At 63.2% G+C, this 19,144-nt stretch carries 12 protein-coding genes and 1 pseudogene; 5 read left to right on the top strand and 8 right to left on the bottom strand.

The genetic code is table 11. The features are described 5' to 3' along the window. Positions 1–10,524: an autotransporter-associated beta strand repeat-containing protein gene (locus CAF87_RS25210; protein ID WP_085733569.1), complete on the bottom strand. Its 10,524-nt coding sequence runs from the start codon at positions 10,522–10,524 to the stop codon at positions 1–3. Between the two features lie 419 nt (positions 10,525–10,943). Between CAF87_RS25210 and CAF87_RS25205 the strand changes: the two genes are divergently transcribed. Both CAF87_RS25205 and CAF87_RS25200 read left to right on the top strand, forming a co-directional pair. After that, on the top strand, positions 10,944–11,903 hold the full coding sequence (locus CAF87_RS25205; RefSeq protein ID WP_085733568.1) for a nucleoside-specific channel-forming protein Tsx: 960 nt from the start codon (positions 10,944–10,946) through the stop codon (positions 11,901–11,903). A 14-nt stretch (positions 11,904–11,917) separates the two neighbouring features. Then, the gene (locus tag CAF87_RS25200) at positions 11,918–12,940 is read left to right on the top strand and encodes a purine nucleoside permease (RefSeq protein WP_085733567.1); all 1,023 of its coding nucleotides are present in this window, start codon (positions 11,918–11,920) and stop codon (positions 12,938–12,940) included. Positions 12,941–13,010: 70 nt separating this feature from the next. On the opposite strand, the gene CAF87_RS25195 is transcribed toward CAF87_RS25200, so the two are convergent. The 3 genes from CAF87_RS25195 to CAF87_RS25185 form a co-directional block, all read right to left on the bottom strand. Then, entirely contained in the window at positions 13,011–13,967 is a 957-nt protein-coding gene (locus tag CAF87_RS25195) for a zinc-binding alcohol dehydrogenase family protein (protein WP_085733566.1), read from the bottom strand. A 29-nt stretch (positions 13,968–13,996) separates the two neighbouring features. Then, positions 13,997–14,170 (bottom strand): DUF1427 family protein, encoded by a 174-nt coding sequence (locus CAF87_RS25190; protein ID WP_085733565.1) that lies wholly within the window; start codon positions 14,168–14,170, stop codon positions 13,997–13,999. An 89-nt stretch (positions 14,171–14,259) separates the two neighbouring features. Further along, positions 14,260–15,039 carry a helix-turn-helix domain-containing protein gene (locus CAF87_RS25185; protein WP_085733564.1) on the bottom strand — a complete coding sequence of 260 codons (780 nt, stop codon included), beginning with the start codon at positions 15,037–15,039 and terminating at the stop codon, positions 14,260–14,262. Between the two features lie 146 nt (positions 15,040–15,185). Between CAF87_RS25185 and CAF87_RS25180 the strand changes: the two genes are divergently transcribed. After that, positions 15,186–15,413: a DUF6555 family protein gene (locus CAF87_RS25180; protein WP_011335095.1), complete on the top strand. Its 228-nt coding sequence runs from the start codon at positions 15,186–15,188 to the stop codon at positions 15,411–15,413. A gap of 38 nt (positions 15,414–15,451) precedes the next feature. Further along, a complete protein-coding gene (locus tag CAF87_RS25175) occupies positions 15,452–15,724 on the top strand; it encodes a hypothetical protein (RefSeq protein ID WP_085733563.1) in 273 nt (90 codons plus the stop codon). 23 nt (positions 15,725–15,747) lie between these two features. Here CAF87_RS25175 and CAF87_RS25170 read toward each other — a convergent pair whose 3' ends face one another. From CAF87_RS25170 to CAF87_RS25160, 3 genes are all read right to left on the bottom strand, one after another. Then, entirely contained in the window at positions 15,748–15,915 is a 168-nt protein-coding gene (locus CAF87_RS25170; protein ID WP_085686659.1) for a metallothionein, read from the bottom strand. 472 nt (positions 15,916–16,387) lie between these two features. Next, positions 16,388–16,843, bottom strand: a complete 456-nt coding sequence (locus CAF87_RS25165) for a DMT family transporter (protein ID WP_085733562.1) — start codon at positions 16,841–16,843, stop codon at positions 16,388–16,390. Positions 16,844–16,847: 4 nt separating this feature from the next. After that, on the bottom strand, positions 16,848–17,336 hold the full coding sequence (locus tag CAF87_RS25160; RefSeq protein WP_085733561.1) for a DMT family transporter: 489 nt from the start codon (positions 17,334–17,336) through the stop codon (positions 16,848–16,850). Positions 17,337–17,447: 111 nt separating this feature from the next. On the opposite strand from CAF87_RS25160, the gene CAF87_RS25155 reads away from it, so the two are divergent. Then, entirely contained in the window at positions 17,448–18,383 is a 936-nt protein-coding gene (locus CAF87_RS25155) for a LysR family transcriptional regulator (protein ID WP_085733560.1), read from the top strand. Between the two features lie 21 nt (positions 18,384–18,404). On the opposite strand, the pseudogene CAF87_RS29785 reads toward CAF87_RS25155, so the two are convergent. Continuing rightward, a pseudogene (locus CAF87_RS29785) lies at positions 18,405–18,998 on the bottom strand (methyl-accepting chemotaxis protein); the annotation flags it as partial. Positions 18,999–19,144: the final 146 nt, after the last annotated feature.

The following is a 19,144-nucleotide window of genomic DNA, read 5'->3' as shown; positions in this document are numbered from 1 at the left end:
TCAGAAGCTTTGGCTGAAGCTGATGGTCATTGCGCTGTCGTTGTTGTCGCTGGACACCTGGCCCGAATAGCCGATGCCGAGCTTGCCGGTCGGGCTGATCTGGAAGTCCACGCCGGCTTCGAGCAGTGCGCTGTCCTTGGCGATCGGCACGCCCTGGGTGCTGAACGAGGCACCGCCGTCGATGAAGGTCAAATCGGCATCCGGCTTGGTGTCGCCGTAGGCATGCCGCCAGCCGATGGCTGCGCGCGGGGTCAGTTGACTGCCGTTGGCCAGGGTCACCAGCTTGCCGATGCGCACACCGAGGGTCGAGTAAGTGATGTCCTGATCGGCATCGCCTTTCAGACGCCCCACCCCGCCTTTTTCCTTGGCGGTGTCGCTGTCGTAGTTGACGTAGGCCAGGCCGGCGAACGGTTCGATGGCCACGCCTGCCGCATTGATGGCGTAACCCACCTCACCGAACACCTGGGCACTGCGGGCATCGTAGTCAGCCTTCAGACGGTCGTTGTAGCTGCCGACGCTGACGTCGCGTTTGGTCTCGATGCTGTGCCAGCTGTAGGCCGCGCCGAGGCGCACGGCCAGTGCATCGAACTGCGAACTCAGGTACGCCGCCAGGTGGTAGCTGTCGACCTTGGCATCGGAGTTGCGATCGTGGGCGTTGAGATTGCCACGGGTGTAGCCCGCGGCCATCCCGGCACGCCACTGATCGTCCAGTTGCTTGTCGGTGCCGAGCATGAAACCGCCGAGGCTGCGATCGACTTTCGCCGTGTTGCTGTCGCCGCCCATGTCGCCCCAGGCGCCGATGGCGCGGGCCCAGCCGACCATTTCACCGTGGCAACCGTTGCTGCTCAACTGGGTATCGCTCGGTGCCAGAGTCCGGCGTGGATCGTCCGACACGCTGCAAGTCGGTTGACGCATCCGGTCGTTGACCGCTTCACGCACGAAACGTGAATCTTCAAGAACCGCACTCGCAGTGCTGGCATGGATCTCCCCGGACAGACTGTCGAAGGCGTGACGCGCACCGGCCACGCTGAGGTTGACGATTTCGTTCTGCAACGCAGCGCCCGCCGGACCGTTGCGCATCAACGCCGAAGCAGTGTTGCGCTGGTTGCCGGTGGCGGCGACGTCGGCGAACGAGTTGCCGTTGCGGCTGACCACCAGGTTCACCGCGTCAGGGCTGTATACCAGCGCCGCGTCGAGGAACGCATATTGCGGTAGATCGGCTGCGCTGAAGGTGCCGGTCACCCCTCCGCCAGCAGTGATCAGCGAATACACGGTGTTGCCGGTGAACGGCGCCAGGCTGTTCACTTGCAGGCCACCGCCCAGGGTTGCCGTGCCGCCGACGGCCAGAGGCGTAGCGGTTGGCGAACTGACGGTCAGGGCCAGCACACCGTCGGCTGCATTGGTCAGATTGCCCGCCACACTCAAGGTGCCGTCACCGCCACCGGAGGCCACCACGCCGTGGTTGACCACCGAACCGACGCTGCCGTTACCGCTCAGTCCCGCGCCGTTGGCCACGGTCACTTGCCCGCCCAGAGAAGCCCGCGCCGCACGACTGCCGACCTGCAGCACGCCTTGATCCACCGAAACGGCGCCACTGAACGGCTGATCGCCGGTCAACAGCAAGGTTCCGGTACCGCGTTTGGCCAGCGCACCGGTACCGCTTAGGCGACCGTTGAACTTGCCATCGGCGTTCTGCTGGAACACCAGCGCCGCGTTGTCGATGATGTTGCCTTGCAGGCTGGTGCTGTTACCGATCAGCGTACCGCCGCTGACGGTGGTGCCACCGCTGTAGGTGTTGGCTGCGGTGAGGATCAGCGTGCCGGCGTCGAGCTTCTCGATACCACCAGTGCCGATCAACGGCACATCGATTTGCGCGCTGGCACCGGCGTTAACGCGGATCGGTGCCGGTGTACCGCCCGCGCCGTTGACCGGCGTGAGCGTATCGCCGGCGTCCGGCACCAGGCTGTATCCGTTGACAAGGAATTGCAGCCCCGTGAATTGCTGATTGCCCTGCACGGTGACCGTACCACCCTGCCCGCCGAACACCGCGAATTGACCACTGGAGCCCTGTGCCTGGGTGCCGGTCGGGTCGGTCCAGTTGGTGCCGGGTCCCCACACGCCGTTGCCACCACCGATGGTGCCATCCGGATTGGTTTTGCCACCGTTCCAGAACTGCACCTCACCCGGCGCATTCTGCACCAACAGGTTGATCTGATTGGCCAGTGCGGTTTGCAGGGTCAGGTTGGCTGCCGAAACCGGCAGGCTGCCGAAGACCAGACCGTTGTTGGTCAGGTTGCCGCCGTAGGTAAACAGTTGGTAGACCCCGGTGCCGAAGCCGCCGGCATTGCTGATGTTCAGCGTACCGTCGAGGGTCAGGTTGCCGGCGACGTTGACCACGGTGGTGGAGCTGGCGGCCGAGCCGAGGCTGAAATCCAGGTTGGTTCCCGACGACAACGCCAGCGAACCGACGGACAACGGCGTCGTGCCGCTGCCACCGAGCAGCGTGGCACCGTCGGCCAACTGCACAGCCCCGCCGAAATGACCGCTGCCACCGATTTTCGCTCCACTGGCGACATTGACACTGGCGCTGTTGAGCACACCGTTGACGTTGAGCGTACCGGCCTGCACCGCCGTGTTGCCGGTAAAGGTGTTGTTGCCGGTCAGCAGCAACGCGCCGGTACCGGTTTTGGTCAGACTGCCGGCGCCGGTGAGATTGCCGGTGTAGCTGCCATCGCTGTTCTGCTCGAAGGTCAGCGCCGCGTTGTTGACGATAGCGCCTTGCAGGCTGCTAGTGTCGCCACGGGTGTTGCCGCCGTTCAGCGTGGTGCCACCGCTGTAGGTGTTGGCACCGCTGAGCAACAGGTCGCCGCTGCCGTTTTTCACCAGACTGCCGCTGCCGGTGATCGCACCGATCAGCGTGGTGTTCTGGTTGCCGGCCAGGGTCAGTTGCGCACCGAGGTTGATGGCGTTGGACAGTTGCAGCGCCGAGGTGCTGTCGAGAGTGCCGTTGCCCGACACACTCAATGCACCGCTGCTGATCGCGCTGTTGTTGCCCAGAATCAGCGTGCCACCGGCGAGCTGAGTACCGCCGCTGTAGGTGTTGCTGCCATTGAGGGTCAGGCTCGATGGACCGGTCTTGATCAGGCTGCCGCTGCCGCTGACCACACCGCCGAGAGTCAAGGCGTTGGAACCGGCGACGGTGAGCCCGCCATTGAGCACCACATCGTTGGCCAGGCTGACGGCCGTGTTGCTGTCCAGCGCCGTGCCGTTGGCGGCGGTCAATACGCCAGTGCCAAGGGCCGCGTTGTTGCCGACCACAATCTTGCCGCCGTTGAGCGCGGTGCCGCCGGTGTAACCGTTGGCGGCGTTGAGCACCAGAGTGCCGGTGTCGTATTTGCCCAGTGTGCCGGCGCCGTTGAGCGCGACGCCAATGGTCGCCGTAGCGTTCGGATCGACCCGCACGGTGGCATTGCCCAGCGAACCGTTGACCAGATTCAGCGAACCCGCCGTACCGTTCTGCAGGCTGTAGCCGTCGGTGACGAACTGCATACCGGTGATGGTCTGGGCGCCGTTGACGGTCACGTTGCCTGCCGCGCCCTGGAACACCGCGAAGTTGTTGGTCCAGGCCTGGTTGGTGGTGCCGTTCACATCGGTCCAGTTGGTGGTCCCAGTGCCCCAGATGCCGCTGCCGCCATCGACCGAACCGTTGGCAACAAGCTGGTTGCCGTCCCAGAACTGCACGGTGACGCCCGGTGCGGTAACCAGCAGGTTGATCTGGTTGGCCAGTGCGGTTTGCAGGGTCAGGTCGCCCGGCGTGACACTGCCCGGCACGGTGCCGATCAGCATGCCGTTGTCGGTCAGGCCGCCGGTGTAGTTGATCAGGCGATACACGCCGCTGCCGAATCCGCCGATATCGCTGACGTTGAGGGTACCGTCGAGGGTCAGATTGCCGCCGACGTTGACCAGCGCGTTACCGCCGCCGGAAACCGGTGCGCCGAGGCCAACATCGAAGTTGGAGTTGGCGTTGAACACCAGCGAGTTCACCGACAGGGTGCTGCCGGTGGCGCCGGCCAGATGACCGCCATCCGCCACGGTCACCGCCCCGCCGAGCGAGCCGCCGCCGGTCAGGGTGCCGCCGCTGTTAACCAGTACGCTGGCGCTGTCCAGCGAACCGCTGACGTTCAAGGTGCCGGCGTTGACCGTGGTGTTGCCGGTCAGGCTGTTGAGGCCGGTCAGGGTCAGCGTTCCGGTGCCGAGTTTGCTCAGTTCGCCGGTGCCGGTGAGCACACCGTCGAAAATGCTGCTGGCGTTGTTGCCGCCAATGCTCAGGGTGTTGCCGCCGCCGATCAATGCGGTACCGCTGCCGGTCAGGCTGGCGAGGCTGCCGGAGCCGCCGAGGTTGAGGGTCGCCGCAGCGCCGAGATTGACCCCGGCGTTGCTGCCCAGTGCCGAGTTGCCCAGGGTGGTGAGGCTGCCGGCCTGCACGTCGAAGGTGCCGCTGAAGGTGTTGTTGCCGGTCAGCGTCAGGTCGGCCAGACCGTTCTTGGTCAGTGTGCCCGCGCCGGCGATCACGCCGCCGAGCGTCAGGTTGTTGTTGCCGGCCACGCTCAGGTTGGCATTGACGTTGAGGTTGTTGGCCAGCACCAGCGGCGCCGTGGTGTCGAGGGTCGACGCACCCGCCACGGTCACCGCACCGGAACCCAGGCCCGCCGAGCTACCGAGGGTCACGGTGCCGGCATTCAGCGTGGTGCCGCCGCTGTAGGTGTTGATGCCGTTGAGGGTCAGGTTGGACGCGCCATTTTTGATCAGGCCACCGGTTCCGCTGACTAAACCACTGAGGGCCACGTCGCTGTTGCCGATGTTGGTCAGGTTGGCGTTGAGCACCACGTTGTTGCCCAGCGACACCGAGGTGTTGCTGTCCAGCGCCGACGCACCGGCCACCGTCAGGTTGCCCAGACCGAGGGCGCCGTTGCTACCGGCGGTCAAGGTGCCGGCATTGAGGGTGACGCCGCCAAGGAAGTTGTTGGACCCACTCAGGATCAGGTTGGCCGCGCCGTTCTTGGTCAGGCTGCCGGCGCCGTTGATCGCACCGCTCAACGTCAGATCGTTGCTGCCGACGATGCCAAGGTTGCCCGCCAGGTTGATCGCGTTACCCGCGCTGAAGGCGCCGCTGGCATCCAGAGTGGTGCCGTTCGCCGCGTTCAGGGTGGCCGAGCCCAGCGCGCTGTTCGACGCCAGAATCAGACCGCCCGCGTTCAGTGCCACCGGCCCGAGGAAAGCGTTGTTGCCGCCGAGGGTCAGGCTGGCCGCGCCGTTCTTGATCAGGCCGCCGGTACCGGAAATGACACCGTTGATGGTCAGCGCATTGCTGCCCAGCAGGGTGAGGTTGCCATTGAGCGTGGCAGCGTTGGCCAGGGTCACGGCGGTGTTGCTGTCCAGTTGTGTACCGGCATTGGCGATCAACGCGCCAGTGCCCAGGGCGGTATTGCTGCCGACCACCAGGGTGCCGCCATCCAGTTGCGTGCCGCCGGTGTAGCTGTTGGCGCCGTTGAGCACCAGGGTGCCGGCGTCGAGTTTGTTGAGGATGCCGCTGCCGTCGATGTTCACACCGACCGTGGCGGTCACGCCCGGATCGACCCGCATCGCCGTGGTGCCGCCGGTACCGTTGACGGCGGTCAGCAAGCCCGACGAACCGTTGATCACGTTGTAGCCATCGGTGAGGAATTGCATCCCGGTGAACAGTTGCGTGCCGTTGACCGACACCGTGCCGGCCGTGCCCTGGAACACCGCGAAGTCGCCGGCCCAGGTCTGATTCAGCGTGCCGTTGGAATTGGTCCAGTTAGTGCCGCCGGCATCCCAGGTGCCAGTGCCGCCATCCACCGTGCCGTTCGGAATTGTCTGGCTGCCGTCCCAGAAACGCAGGTTGGTATTCGGCGCCGACACCACCAGGTTGACCTGGTTGCCAAGAGTCTGCACGAGGATGTCGCCGAGGCCGTAACCCACCGGCACGCCGGCCACGGTCAGGCCGTTGTCGGTCAGTGCACCGATGAAGTTGAACAGGCGATAGACGCCGACACCGAAACCGCCGGCATCGGTGACGTTGAGATTACCGTCGAGGGTCAGGTTGCCGCCGATGTTCATCAGCGAACTGGTCGATGGCGTGGCGAGGCTTGCGTCGACGTTGCTGTTGGCGGTGAGCACCAGCGACGCGGCCGACAAGGTGTTGCCTGAAGACAACGCCAGATGGCCGCCATTGTTGATGGTGATTGTGCCCAGCGCAGAACCGCTGCCTGTCAGGGTACCGCCATTGTTGACGTTGACCTGATTGCTGGCCAGCGAACCACTGAGATTCAGCGTACCGCCATTGACGTTGGTGTTGCCGGTGATGCCGTTGGTGCCGGTGAGGTTCAGTGTGCCGGTGCCGACTTTGGTCAGGCCGCCACCGCCGCCGAGATTACCGTCAAAGGTACTGGTGCTGCTGACACCACCCACGGTCAACGTGTTGCCGCCACCGATCTGCACGCTGCCGCTGCCGCTCAGTCCGTTCAGGCTGCCGTTGCTGCCCAGGTTGAGACTCGCGCCGGCACTGATGTTGGCGCCGGAAGTATTGCCGAGTGCGCCGCTGGTCAGGGTGCTGACGCTGCCGGAGAGGATATTCAGCGCACCGGTAAAGGTGTTGGTGCCGCTAAGTGTCAGATCATCCAGGCCACTTTTGATCAGGTTGCCGGCACCGTCGATCACACCGCTGAGGTTCAGACCGTTGTTGCCGGCCACGGTCAGGTCGGCATTGAGCGTGATGTTGTTGCCGAGGCTGAGCGGACTGCTGTTATCCAGCGTCGCCGCACCACCGACGGTCAGGCCGCCACTGCCCAACGCAGCGGCCGAACCCAGTGTCAGCGTACCGGCGTTGAGGGTGCTGCCACCGCTGAAGGTGTTGGTGCCGTTGACGGTCAGGTTGGCCGCGCCGTTCTTGATCAACTGGCCGGCGCCGCTGATCACGCCGCCGAGGGTCAGATCCTGAGTGCCGCCGACGCTCAGTGCCGCATTGAGCACGACCGCGTTGGCCAGACTGACCAGCGGCGAACTGCTGTCGAGGGTTGCTGCGCCGCCGACGGTCAAGGCGCCGGTGCCGAGGGCCGAACTGTTGCCGGCAGTCACTGTACCGGCGTTCAGCGTGGTGCCGCCGACGTAAGTGTTGGTGCCGTTGAGGTTCAGGTTGGCCGCACCGTTTTTCACCAGGCTGCCGGCACCGGCGACGGTACCGGTGAGGCTCAGGTCTGCGCTGCCACCCACGTTCATCGCACCGGCCAGGTTGACCTGGTTGCCCAGCGTGACGGCGGTGTTGGTGTCCAGCGTGGTGCCCGCCGCTGCGTTCAATGCGCCGCTGCCGAGCGCGGTATTGCTGCCGACAATCAGCTTGCCGACGTTGAGTGCAGTGTTGCCGAAGTAGGTGTTGGCGCCGTTGAGAATCAGGTCGGCGGGGCCGCTCTTGGTCAGGCCACCGACACCGGAGACCACGCCCGCGAGGGTCAGCGCGTTACTGCCGCCGATGGTCACGTTGCCGCCGAGGTTGACGTTGTTAGCCAGGCTCGTTGCGGTGCTGGCGTCCAGTGTGGTGTTGTTGCCAGCGTTGAGCACGCCGGTGCCGAGCGCGGTGTTGGAGCCGACGACCAGTGTCCCGGCGTTCAGCGACGTAGCACCGGTGTAGGTATTGTTGCCGGTCAGGGTCAGGGTCGAAGAACCGGTCTTGATCAGGTTGCTGCCACCGCTGATCACGCCGCCGAGGGTCAGCGGGTTGCCGCCGCCGGCAGTCAGGTTGGCGTTCAGCGCAATCGCGTTGTTCAGCGTCACGTTGGCGCTGCTGTTGAGCGTTGCGCCCGCCCCGCTCACGGTCAGCGTGCCGGTACCGAGTGCCGCACCGTTGCCGACGGTCAGACTGCCGGCGTTGAGCGCGGTGCCGCCGGTGAAGGTGTTGGCGCCGTTGAGGGTCAGGTTGGCGGTGCCGTTCTTGATCAACTGACTGGCGCCACTGAGCACGCCGCCCAGGATCATGCCGTTGCTGCCACCGATGGACAGGTTGCCGTTGAGGGCAACGTTGTTGTTGAGAATGACCGAGGTGTTGCTGTCGAGGGTCGCGGCATTCGCGACGGTCAGGTCGCCGCTGCCCAGTGCGGCGGCGTTGCCAACGGTCAGGGTGCCGGCATTCAGCGTGGCACCACCGCTGAAGGTGTTGGCGCCGTTGAGAATCAGGTTGGCCGCGCCGTTCTTGGTCAGTCCGCCGCTGCCGCTGACCACGCCGCCAAGCGTCAGGTTGGCGTTGCCGGCGATGTTCAGGTTGCCACCGAGGGCGACGGCGTTGCTCAGCGCCACGGTGGTGCTGGCATCGAGGGTGGTGCCCGCCGCCGTGGTCAGCGCGCCGGTACCCAGCGCGGTGTTGGAGCCGACGATCAGCGTCCCGTTGTTCAGCGCCGTACCGCCGGAGAAGGTGTTGTTGCCGCTGAGGGTCAGGTTCGCGGTACCGCCCTTGATCAGGTTGCCGGCGCCGCTGATGACGCCGCTCAAACCAAGTGCCTGGGTGCCGCCGATGGTCAGCCCGCCCGCCAGCGCCACAGCGTTAGCCAGCGTCACCGCCGTGGTCGCATCCAGTGTGGTGCCGGCCGCAGCGTTCAATGCGCCTGTGCCGAGGGCGGTGTTGCTGCCGACGAACAAGGTGCCGCCGTTGAGCGCGGTGGTGCCGCTGTTGGTGTTGTTGCCGGTCAGGGTCAGGCTGGCGCTGCCGCTCTTGGTAATCGCGCCAGTGCCGGAGACGATGCCAGCCAGGGTCAGGGCATTGCTGCCGAGCACGTTCAACGCACCGGTGATACCGACGTTGTTGGCCAGGGTCACGTTACCGGTACTGTCCAGACTGGTGCCGGCGGCGGTGTTGAGCACCCCGCTGCCCAGAGCGTTGTTATTGCCCACGTGCAAGGTGCCGGCGTTCAAGGTTGTGGTACCGCTGTAACCGGTGTTGGCGCCGCTGAGCGTCAGACTGCCGCTGCCGGTCTTGGTCAGGCCGCTGGCGCCGCTGATCAGCCCGCCCAGTGTCAGGGCCCCGGTGCCGGTCGCCGTCAGTGTGCTGTTGAGGGTGATCGCGTTATTCAGCGAAATCGGGCTCGATGCCGAAATGCTGGAAGAGCCGCCAACGGTGATGCCGCCGGTACTGAAGGCCTGGTTGTTCCCCACCTGCACCACACCGCCATTGAGTACGGTATTGCCGGTGTAGGTGTTGATCCCGTTGAGGTTGAGCTGGCCGCTGCCGACTTTGGTCAGGCCGCCGCTGCCGGACAATACGCCGCTGAGCGTGGTGGCGTTCACGCCCTGTACCGTCAGACCACCAGCGCCAAGGGAAATCAGGTTGCTGATGTTCAATCCGGCATTGCTGGCCTGCAGGATCCCGCCATTGGACGTCAGCACACCGCTGCCGAACGCGCCGTTGTCATTGAACAGCGCCACACCCCCATTGAGAGTGGTGGCACCGCTGACCAATGGCCCCTGCAAAGTCCAGGTACCGCTGTTGAGGGTCAGGTTGTTGAAGTTGACGTAAGTCGCGCTGGATGCCGTACCGGTCCCGGTGGTTCCGCCGCCGACACCGATCGGGTTTTGCAGGATCAGGGTATTGGTGCCACCCGCACCGCCATCGATCGTGCCGGTCGGAGCGAAAGTCAGGTTGATACCGATCAGGCCACCGAGGCCGACGGTGACTTGCACACCGTCGCCGACGTTAACGCTGGAACCGGTGATTGCGTAGAACGTGTTGGTGCTGCCCGCCCCCATCGACACGCCGCCGGTGATGTTGCCGGCGTTGGTGAAGGTGTTGCCCGCCGCCGACGTTTCGAACGCGATCCGGCCATTGATCGTGCCGCTGGCGCTGTTGGTCATGTTGACTTGCGAACCGCCATACACCCCGACCACCGGGGTATCGGCCAGGGTAATCCCGCCGACTGACAGCCCGGTCGAGGTAATCGTGCCGTCGTTGGTGATGGTCGTAGTGCCCGCCGCCGCATTGTTCACCGCAAGCCCCAGACCGTCGATGCTGGTCAGGTTGAGGCCGAGCAACATGCCGGTGCCGCGGATGATCCCGGTAGTGTTGTTGGCGATGCTCACCGTGCTGGTCGCGCCGGTGCCGATGAACGCACCGCCGCTGAGTACCGAAACCAGCCCCAGCAATGCCGGGTCGAGGGTACCGGAGTTGTTCAGGCTGACGTTCACCCCGGTCAAGTCCATCACGTGGCCGCCGAGGGTCGCGTTCATCTGTGCACCGGAATTGACATTGACCGTCAGGCCATTGGCGGCACTGCTGAAATTGTTCAGGAACAACGGCAGGCTCGGCACCCCGCTACAAGTCACCGTCGAGCCGGCAGTGGAACAGGTGGCCAGCGCCGGCATGCTGACGCCTGCGAAGAGGAACCCGGCGACACTCAAGTGCACTGCAAGGGAAAGTGGGGAAAAACGCGAGACGAGATCGACACCAAACCTTGCTTCCACGGGCGACTCCTTTCGTGGCCAGTTTCATCCTTGAAAAGCGTGCAGCAACGGTGAGCACCAACAACGCACACACGCCAATCAGGTGTATGACAGTCATCAGATAACTGCCGCGTTCCAGACACACGCTAGTTGATGCCCTCCAATGGGGCACCGGTTAAATAGTGTTAATACTTTTGTGCGATAAGCCCTCGCAGTGATACTTCGGACTGTTCTGAGCATGGGTTTTCGGCCTTTTCACGGAAGGCCGACGGCACTTGACCGAGTGGCCAGATAAATCTTCGATTTGGCCGTTTTTTCAGCGTATTGCGCAATCTGGTACGGCTTGTGCAAACGTTTGCTATTCGCTGTTGAGCGCATTTTCGTTACAAAACCATATAGGCCCAGTCATTCCGGGCCCGGATTCGCAAAAAGGACTTTGAATGCACGCATCTTTCTGCCGCCGACGTCGTGGTGCGCACCCGTTTGCTGTTTCTTTTCTACTGGCTGGCGTTACCGGATTTCTCAGTCACAGCGTACTTGCCCAACCTGCCCTGCCCGAAGAATCGGCCCAGGGCGAAGCCCTCAGCCCCGAAGCCAGCCCGCCGAAAAAAGGCGCGTACCTGTCGGACTGGTACAACCAGGACCTGATGCTGATCGGCAGCAAGGACATCAGCTTCGGCCCGCAACCGGCCGACGATATCTACCTGGAATATGAATACTTCGGGCGTAAAGGGCCGTTCGAGCTGTACGGCTACATCGACATTCCGAAGATCTTCAACATCGGCAACAGCCACGACAAAGGCGTATGGGACCACGGCTCACCGGTGTTCATGGAACACGAACCGCGCATCTCCATCGACTACCTCGCCGGCCGCAGCCTGGCCATCGGACCGTTCAAGGAATGGTACGTGGCGTTCGACTGGATCTACGACCACGGCAGCCGCAAGGAAAACCGCGCCAACACGCTGTACAGCGGTTTGGGTACCGACATCGACACCCACTCGCGGGTCAACCTGTCGGCCAACCTGTACGGGCGCTACCAGTGGGAAAACTACGGCGCCAGCAATGAATATTCGTGGGACGGCTACCGTGCGCAGCTCAAGTACATCGTGCCGATCGACAAATTCAGCAACGGTGCCTCGCTGACCTACATTGGTTTCACCAACTTCGACTTCGGCTCGGACCTGCACAAGGACAACCCGGCACGCACCGCCAATGCCACAGTGGCGACCAACGTATTGCTGTACTCGTTCACCCACCTGCGCTTCACCCTGGTCGGCCGTTATTTCCACAACGGCGGCAACTGGGAAGACGGCAGCGAGCTGAACTTCGGCGACGGCAATTTCCGCGCACGTTCCAATGGCTGGGGTTACTACGCCGGCATCGGTTATCAGTTCTGAATCCAGGAGCCATCATGAAAGCAATGACGCATGTATCACTGGCCGCTGCGGCCCTGCTCTCCTCCTCCGTCTGGGCGGCCGAGGCACCTATTCAACCGAAAGTGGTGCTGATCACCATGTTCGCCCCGGAAGCGCAAAACTGGATCGAGCGCCTCGAACTCAAGCAGGAAATCCGCGTGCCAGGCCTGTCGGCCGAGTACCCGACCATCCGCTGCAACACGCAGCAGGTGTGCCTGATGACCACGGGCATGGGCCAGACCAACGCCGCCGCTTCGACCCTGGCACTGGCGCTGTCACCGAAGTTCGACCTGCGCAAAAGCTACTTCCTGATTGCCGGGATTGCCGGCATCAGCCCCAAGCACGGGACCATCGGCACCGCCGCCTGGGCGCATTATCTGGTCGAGTTCGGCACTCAGTGGGAACTGGATTCGCGCGATGCGCCATCGAGTTGGCCGACCGGTTACCTCGGCATCAACACCAAAGGCCCGAACGAAAAACCACCGCTGGACTACAAGACCGAAGTCTTCGAACTCAACCCGAAACTGCAAGCCAAGGCCTTCGCCCTGAGCCACAAGGTCGGACTGAGCGAGAGCAAGGAGTCGGCCGCGTGGCGCCTGAAATACCCGGCAGCACCGGCCAATCAACCGCCGGTGGTCACCCGTTGCGACACGCTGGCGGGCAACACCTGGTTCTCCGGCACACGCCTGAGCGAACGCGCCGAGGTCTGGACCAAATTGCTGACCGACAACAAGGGCGAGTACTGCACCACCCAACAGGAAGACAACTCCACCTACGAGGCTTTGTTGCGCGCCAGCCGCGAGGGCCTGGTGGACGTGCAGCGTCTGGCCGTGGTGCGCGCCGGCTCTGACTTCGACCGTCCGGCGCCGGGCGGCAGCGAAGTGGACAACCTGCTCAAGTACGCCGATCAGGGCGGATTTGTGCCGGCCCTGGAAAACCTCTACCGCGCGGGCAATCCGTTGGTGCAGGACATCCTGAAGCACTGGTCGGCGTGGGAAAACGGCATCCCGCAGTCCTGAAACCCACAAAGCCCTGTGGGTGCGAACGCGCTCCCACAGGGCTTTGTGATGACATGGATAACAGCGAAGGTCAGGGGATAAGAATCACTTTGTCACCGCTGCCCTGATTCACATCCGCATAGCGCGCCAGCCCTTCGGCCAACGGTGCTTCGACCAGTCCTTGCGGCAGTGGCAGCAGGTCTTCGTCGAAGAACCGGCCGAACTGCTCGAGCATCGCCGCACAGGCTTCAACGCCGTACAGCAACGAGTTGATGCCGACCACGGAGCCACCCTTGCGATACAGGGCCAGCGCCGGCAGTTGTACATGGCCGTCCACTGGCGCAGCGATGATCGCGATCCGCCCGAAGGGCGCCAATGCCGCGACTGAGACCGGCAGCCAGAAACCGGTGGTGTCGAAGATCACATCGGCGCCACCGCGGTACACCGCGTTGACCTGTGCACCCAGATCTTCGGGTTTATCCAGCTGAATCGTCTGATAACCCTGAGCCTGCAAGTCCTTGACCTGCTCCGGCCGCCGCGCCGCCGCCAGCAACTGCGCGCCACGCACTTTGGCCAGCGCCAGAGCCGCCGTCGCCACCGCCCCGCCGCCGATCACCAGCAAACGGGTTTCAGCGCTGACCAGACTGCGTTCCAGCGCATCCCACGCCGTGGTGTAAGGCACGCCGAGGCTGGCAGCCTGAGTGAAGCTCAAATGCGAAGGCTTGTGCGCCACGCCATTGGCCGGCAGTTTGACGAACTGCGCATGGGAGCCATCGGCGAAAAAGCCCAACTCACGCCCAGTGCCCCAGACTTCCTGACCGATCAACGCCTGCGGCCCTTCGACCACGACACCGGCAAAATCCCGACCGGGAATACGTGGCAGCGTGGTGTACGGGAAGCGCCCGAGCACGTTCTTCACGTCGCTGGGATTGAGGCCCGCCGCCTTGATCTGCACCAGCACCTCGTCGGCCCCCGGCACCGGCGTCGGCACCTCGACGAAGCGCAGGGACGACAGCTCGCCGGTTTTATCGAATTGCAGTGCTTTCATGAGTTCATCCACCGAATGAAAAAGGAAATTCAGGACAGCCAGCCACTGACCAATTGCCGGCCCATCGGCCACAACTGCTCGCCCGCCAGCATGCCCAACAGGCCGACCAGCGCGATGGCCGGCGGTGCCGGGGAACGGAAATCCAGCGCGCCATACAACAGGCCGACGCCCAGACCGATGCCCAGGGAAATCAGGTAGTTCATGGGATCACTCCACCACATAAAGGGAATGGGCAAAGTCTAGGAAAGGCTGTGCGAAAGCACCGGCCAAGGACTTCTGAATTTCGGCCAAATCAGCCTGAAAGCTGACCGGCACCGAACTGCGAAGGCGCGACACCCAGCTCCCGGCGGAACATGTCGCTGAAACTGCTCGGCGAATAACCCAGCTCACGGGCAATCACACTGACCGGCACGCCCTGAATCAACTCGGCCACTGCCGTCGCCAACTGCACCTGACGCCGCCACTCGGCAAAGCCCATGCCCAGCCCTTCCTTGAACAACCGTGCAAGCGTACGCACGCTGGCCCCGGCGTTTTCGGCGTGCTGCTCAAAAGGAATATCCAGCGACGGCGCGGCCATCACCGCCTGACACAGACTCATCAGCCGCCGGTCAGCATCATCCGGCAGAGGGATCTTCAACTGTGAACGCCTTGCGCGTTTCAGCTCCAGCAACGCCAGCCCGACCAGCGCTTCGTAATATTCGACATCGCCGCTGTCGCCCTGCGCCACCAGCCCGACGATCAACTCACGCAGCAGACCACCGACCTCAATCACCTGCACCGTCTGATCCAGCGTCGCCGCCAGTGCCGGACGCAGGTAGATATTGCGCATCTGCAAATCCGACACCACCCGAATCCCGTGGGGCACACCCGGCGGCAACCACACCGCCCGCTGCGGTGGCACCACCAGCGCCTCGTGCGGGGTCTCGACCCACATCACACCGCTCATCGCATACAGCAACTGCCCCCAGACATGCTCGTGCGGCTCGATGAACAAACCACGCGGATAGGTGCGCGCCAGCGGCTGCACCGGCACATCGGTATCACTCAAATCAGGGGGCGCAGCGAGGGCCATGGCGAACGTTCATCGGAGTTGGCGAAGGCGTCATGGTAACCAGTGCACCCGGTCTCTCGCCATTGATAGATACCGTCGGACAATCCGAGTGAATTTTCCCGGTGCGCCACGATCCTTCTATTACCACAGGGAGGAAGATGGGCTTTATGAACAACGCAAAACTTTACGTCATCGATTACACCCTTCACGGCGCGCCAAAGTCGTTCATTATCCGCTCGGACAAAATGGACAACACCGAGGCGTGGCACTGGGCAAGCTGCGACGCCGGGGTGGGCCGCATCCCGCGCTTCGGCCGGGAAAAAGTGCAAAAGACCAGCAAGCCGATGGCAGAAAAATTCGGCGTGGAAAACGTCACGTGGCGACCGGCAAGCTAAGCTTGCGCGCAGACGGGGACTATTTCGGGGGAACATACATGACAACCATCAGCAGCCCGGCGCACCTGGACTATGGCCTGGACACCCTCTTCGGCCGCCTCACCAAAAGCGTCGATTGCCCGGTTGGCCTGGAACCTGTCGAAAACGATCCCTACCGCTTCGCCCTGCGCGTCCCGGCCCCCTTGCCGGAAGACCTTGAAAAGGCCAAGACCATCGTCGTCAACGTTGAAGGCCGTCGGCTGCAAGGTACTGTCCGCCATATCGAACGCCTGGACGACGACAGCCTGAAACTGGAAGTGGAGCCTGACTAGGCTCCAATTTTTCATGCAGACCGTTATTTCGGGTGAGCGCAATGGCAACCCTTGCCGGAGCACTCCTCACCGCCCTTGTGGTGATGAGCGCAGGCCTCACAGCAATAGTGCTTGCCGTGCGCCACGTAGGAATGCTCGCCTTCCTTGATCTTGCAGCTACATCCCGGGCAATCGCATTTTCTATCGGCCATGGAACAGACTCCTTTGGTGGTGGTTGTCTGAGGCTGAAGGAACAAGCCGTGCTACCAGTGTAGAAGCTGAAAAGCACTCAACAACCCAACAACCAAACCACTCACTCCCCATCCCCCAACATTCACCACGATGAGCGTTAGCTCGAGTAAAGCTTTTGATCTCAAGGCCCGTCGGCAGGCTGAGTGGAGGGATTGATCCGGGGGTGGGAGCGCAGCGACCGTGCGGCGCAGCCGCATGCATCGAGAGGAGGTGCAGCGAAGCAAACCGTAGGCGATGCCCCCGGATCAATCCCGGAGCGAAGGAACCCGAGCCACAGCGAGGGCCGTACGTCAGGGCACAGACCTTTTGGTTACTTTTGGGGCGTTTGCCAAAAGTGACTCGCTGTAAGAGCGAAACCGCCAGCGGCAGCACCCGAAGAAACGGATATACACCCAAAACCCAAGAGCCTGGCCGGCCCACAGGCCGCCACGGTCAAACAGCCTGACGCACACTACTGCGATACATGAACACCAGCGCCAGCCCCAGGCAGACCATTGCCAAAACCCGCGCCCCCGACAGCTCGATGGCAGGGTTACCCAGCCAGCCAAAGTTATCGATCAGCATCCCCATTCCAAGCTGCCCGACAATCACCGCCACCGTGGCCACGGCCGTACCAACGCGCTGCACCGCACCGACCATGACCATCATATAAACCACACCGAACAAAGCACCGCTGAGCTGCCATTTCGGCACATCCAGCAGGCTGACGGCATGAGCAGGCTCGAAAAACAGGATCAGGAGAGCCGTACTCACCGCGCCGACCACGAAAGTCAGAAGGCTGCTGCGCAACACCCCAACAGTCTCCCCCAACCGCCCATTGATCGCCGCCTGCACACTCAACACCGCACCGGCCAACACCACCACCGCCAACAAAATCACCAGACTCATCACCTCACCCCCGCGCAATCAAAACCAGTGCCGCCACAATCAACCCCAACGCCAGCCAACGCTCGGCATTGACCTTCTTGCGCGCAGCCCCAAACCAGCCGAAATGGTCGATCAGGACACTTTTGCCAACCTGCCCCGACAGAATCGCGATCATGGTCATCGCAATCCCGATATGCGGCGTCGCCAGCGTCAACACCACCACATACATCGGCCCCAGAAACCCGCCGATCAACTGCCAGCGCGGCAGATCGGTCAGCGCCGGGCCCTTCTGTGGCCCCGCAAACAGCAACAGCAAAAACAGAATCGCCGAGCCAACCCCGAAGATGCTCAAAGTCGCCCACAGGTGCCCGACCTGCTCACCCAGCGGCCCCAGCAACCCGGCCTCCACCGACAACCCCATGCCGGCCAGAATCACCAACGGCAACAGCAACAAGCGCAAACCCGGCCGGGCGACAGGTGTCGGCGCAGTACTCACTTCATCAAACGACTGCATCTGAAAAACCTCTGAAGGAAACGATGGCGCGGATTATCGGCTGGCGCGGCTGTGCGATAAATGGGAGCATCCGGACAACACTTTTGCGCAACTCGCACAGCAGGATGATCCATGCACGGGCTCAACGAACTGGGATTCAAGGCGCTAAGGCTGTTTGTGGCGGTACTCGACCACGGCAGTTTTTCCGAAGTAGCCCGCCGCGAGGGAGTGACGCCCTCCTCGATTTCCCGGCAGATCCAGTTGATGGAACACGCGCTGAACCAGCAACTGCTTTACCGCCACACCCGCGCGGTAACACCCACCGAAGCCGGACGCATGCTCGGCCACCACGCACGGCTGGTGCTGGTGCAACTGGAGGAAGCCGAACAGGCGTTGCAGGAACAGCAAAGCGAGCCCACCGGCCTGGTGCGAATCAACGCCCCGGTGGTGTTCGGCCAACGTCATCTGACGCCATGGCTGGGCCGTCTGTGCGAGCGCTACCCAAAGCTGCAACTGGACATCCAGCAGACCGATCACTACATCGATCCGCTGCAGGAAGGCGCCGACCTGCTGTTCCGCATCGGCCCATTGCACGACTCGAGCATGCAGGCGCGAATCCTCGCGCCGCACCGCTTTCAGGTCGCGGCCAGCCCAGCGTATCTCAAGCGTTTCGGCACGCCACAGCATCCCGAAGACCTCGCGCGCCATCAATGTCTGGCCTACAAGGGCGCGACCGGTCAGCAGCGTTGGTTCTTCCGTCAGGATCAGGGCGAGTGGACGCCGTATTCAGTGAAAGGCCCGATTACCGGCAATCATGCGGACACCCTGACCCAGGCCGCCGAACAGGGTTTGGGGCTGGTGATGTTTCCGTCATGGCTGATCGGCGAGGCGGTGCGCGAGGGTACGCTGGTGCCGGTGTTGGGGGAGTATCAGGTGTCGAACAGCGTTGAGCCGCAGCAGATTGCGGTGCTGTGGCCGGGGAGTCGGCGGTTGTCGGTGAAGGTGCGGACAGTGATTGATTTCTTTGTTGAGTGTTTTGGGGAGGTGCCGTATTGGGACAGACCCTGACGGTCTGCCCCGACAGCGCCATCAGATCCGGAACTGACCGACCAGCTTGCCCAACCGCTGCCCCAAATCCGCGAGACTGCGCGACGTCTGCGCCCCCAACTGGGTTTCATCCGCCACGTTATCCACCGCCACCGCGATCTGATGCACGCTTCGGTTGATCTCCTCAGCCACGGCCGTCTGCTCTTCGGCAGCACTGGCAATCTGTGCGTTCATCGAGTTGATGGTGGCGATCAGATCCGCCATGGCATCCAGCGATGCTCCGGCCTGATTGGCCTGAGCCGACGTACCGTCACCCGCCTCGCTGGACCGGCGCATCGCCTCGACCGCCGACTGCGTACCTGCCTGCAAACGGTCGATCATCCCCTGAATTTCCTGAGTGCTGATCTGCGTGCGCGACGCCAGCGCCCGCACCTCATCCGCCACCACCGCAAACCCGCGCCCCGCCTCGCCGGCCCGGGCCGCTTCAATCGCTGCGTTGAGTGCCAGCAGGTTGGTCTGTTCGGCAATCGAGCGGATCACCCCGAGCACGCCAACGATCGACGACACGTCCTGTTGCAAGCTGTCGAGGGACAAACCGCTGCTACGGATATCGTCCACCAGCGCATGAATCTGCTTGATGCTGCCGGCCACCACGCGTTTGGCGGTCTGGCCTTCTTCGTCGGTCTGCTGCGCGGCGACGGCGGCGTTCTGTGCACTCTTGGCGACTTCTTGCGCGGCGGCGGACATTTCGTTGATCGCCGTCGCCACCTGATCGGTCTCGT

Source organism: Pseudomonas sp. R38(2017) (genome assembly GCF_002112395.1).
Taxonomy (GTDB): Bacteria; Pseudomonadota; Gammaproteobacteria; order Pseudomonadales; family Pseudomonadaceae; genus Aquipseudomonas.
This window is presented reverse-complemented; position numbering and strand designations above follow the sequence as displayed.

Excerpts from the sequence above, each read along its gene's own strand:
- CAF87_RS25170 (WP_085686659.1), bottom strand. The coding sequence starts at position 15,915 with ATGGCCGATAGAAAATGCGATTGCCCGGGATGTAGCTGCAAGATCAAG.
- CAF87_RS25180 (WP_011335095.1), top strand. The coding sequence starts at position 15,186 with ATGAACAACGCAAAACTTTACGTCATCGATTACACCCTTCACGGCGCG.
- CAF87_RS25160 (WP_085733561.1), bottom strand. The coding sequence starts at position 17,336 with ATGCAGTCGTTTGATGAAGTGAGTACTGCGCCGACACCTGTCGCCCGG.
- CAF87_RS25175 (WP_085733563.1), top strand. The coding sequence starts at position 15,452 with ATGACAACCATCAGCAGCCCGGCGCACCTGGACTATGGCCTGGACACC.
- CAF87_RS25205 (WP_085733568.1), top strand. The coding sequence starts at position 10,944 with ATGCACGCATCTTTCTGCCGCCGACGTCGTGGTGCGCACCCGTTTGCT.
- CAF87_RS25165 (WP_085733562.1), bottom strand. The coding sequence starts at position 16,843 with ATGAGTCTGGTGATTTTGTTGGCGGTGGTGGTGTTGGCCGGTGCGGTG.
- CAF87_RS25155 (WP_085733560.1), top strand. The coding sequence starts at position 17,448 with ATGCACGGGCTCAACGAACTGGGATTCAAGGCGCTAAGGCTGTTTGTG.
- CAF87_RS25190 (WP_085733565.1), bottom strand. The coding sequence starts at position 14,170 with ATGAACTACCTGATTTCCCTGGGCATCGGTCTGGGCGTCGGCCTGTTG.
- CAF87_RS25200 (WP_085733567.1), top strand. The coding sequence starts at position 11,918 with ATGAAAGCAATGACGCATGTATCACTGGCCGCTGCGGCCCTGCTCTCC.
- CAF87_RS25185 (WP_085733564.1), bottom strand. The coding sequence starts at position 15,039 with ATGGCCCTCGCTGCGCCCCCTGATTTGAGTGATACCGATGTGCCGGTG.
- CAF87_RS25195 (WP_085733566.1), bottom strand. The coding sequence starts at position 13,967 with ATGAAAGCACTGCAATTCGATAAAACCGGCGAGCTGTCGTCCCTGCGC.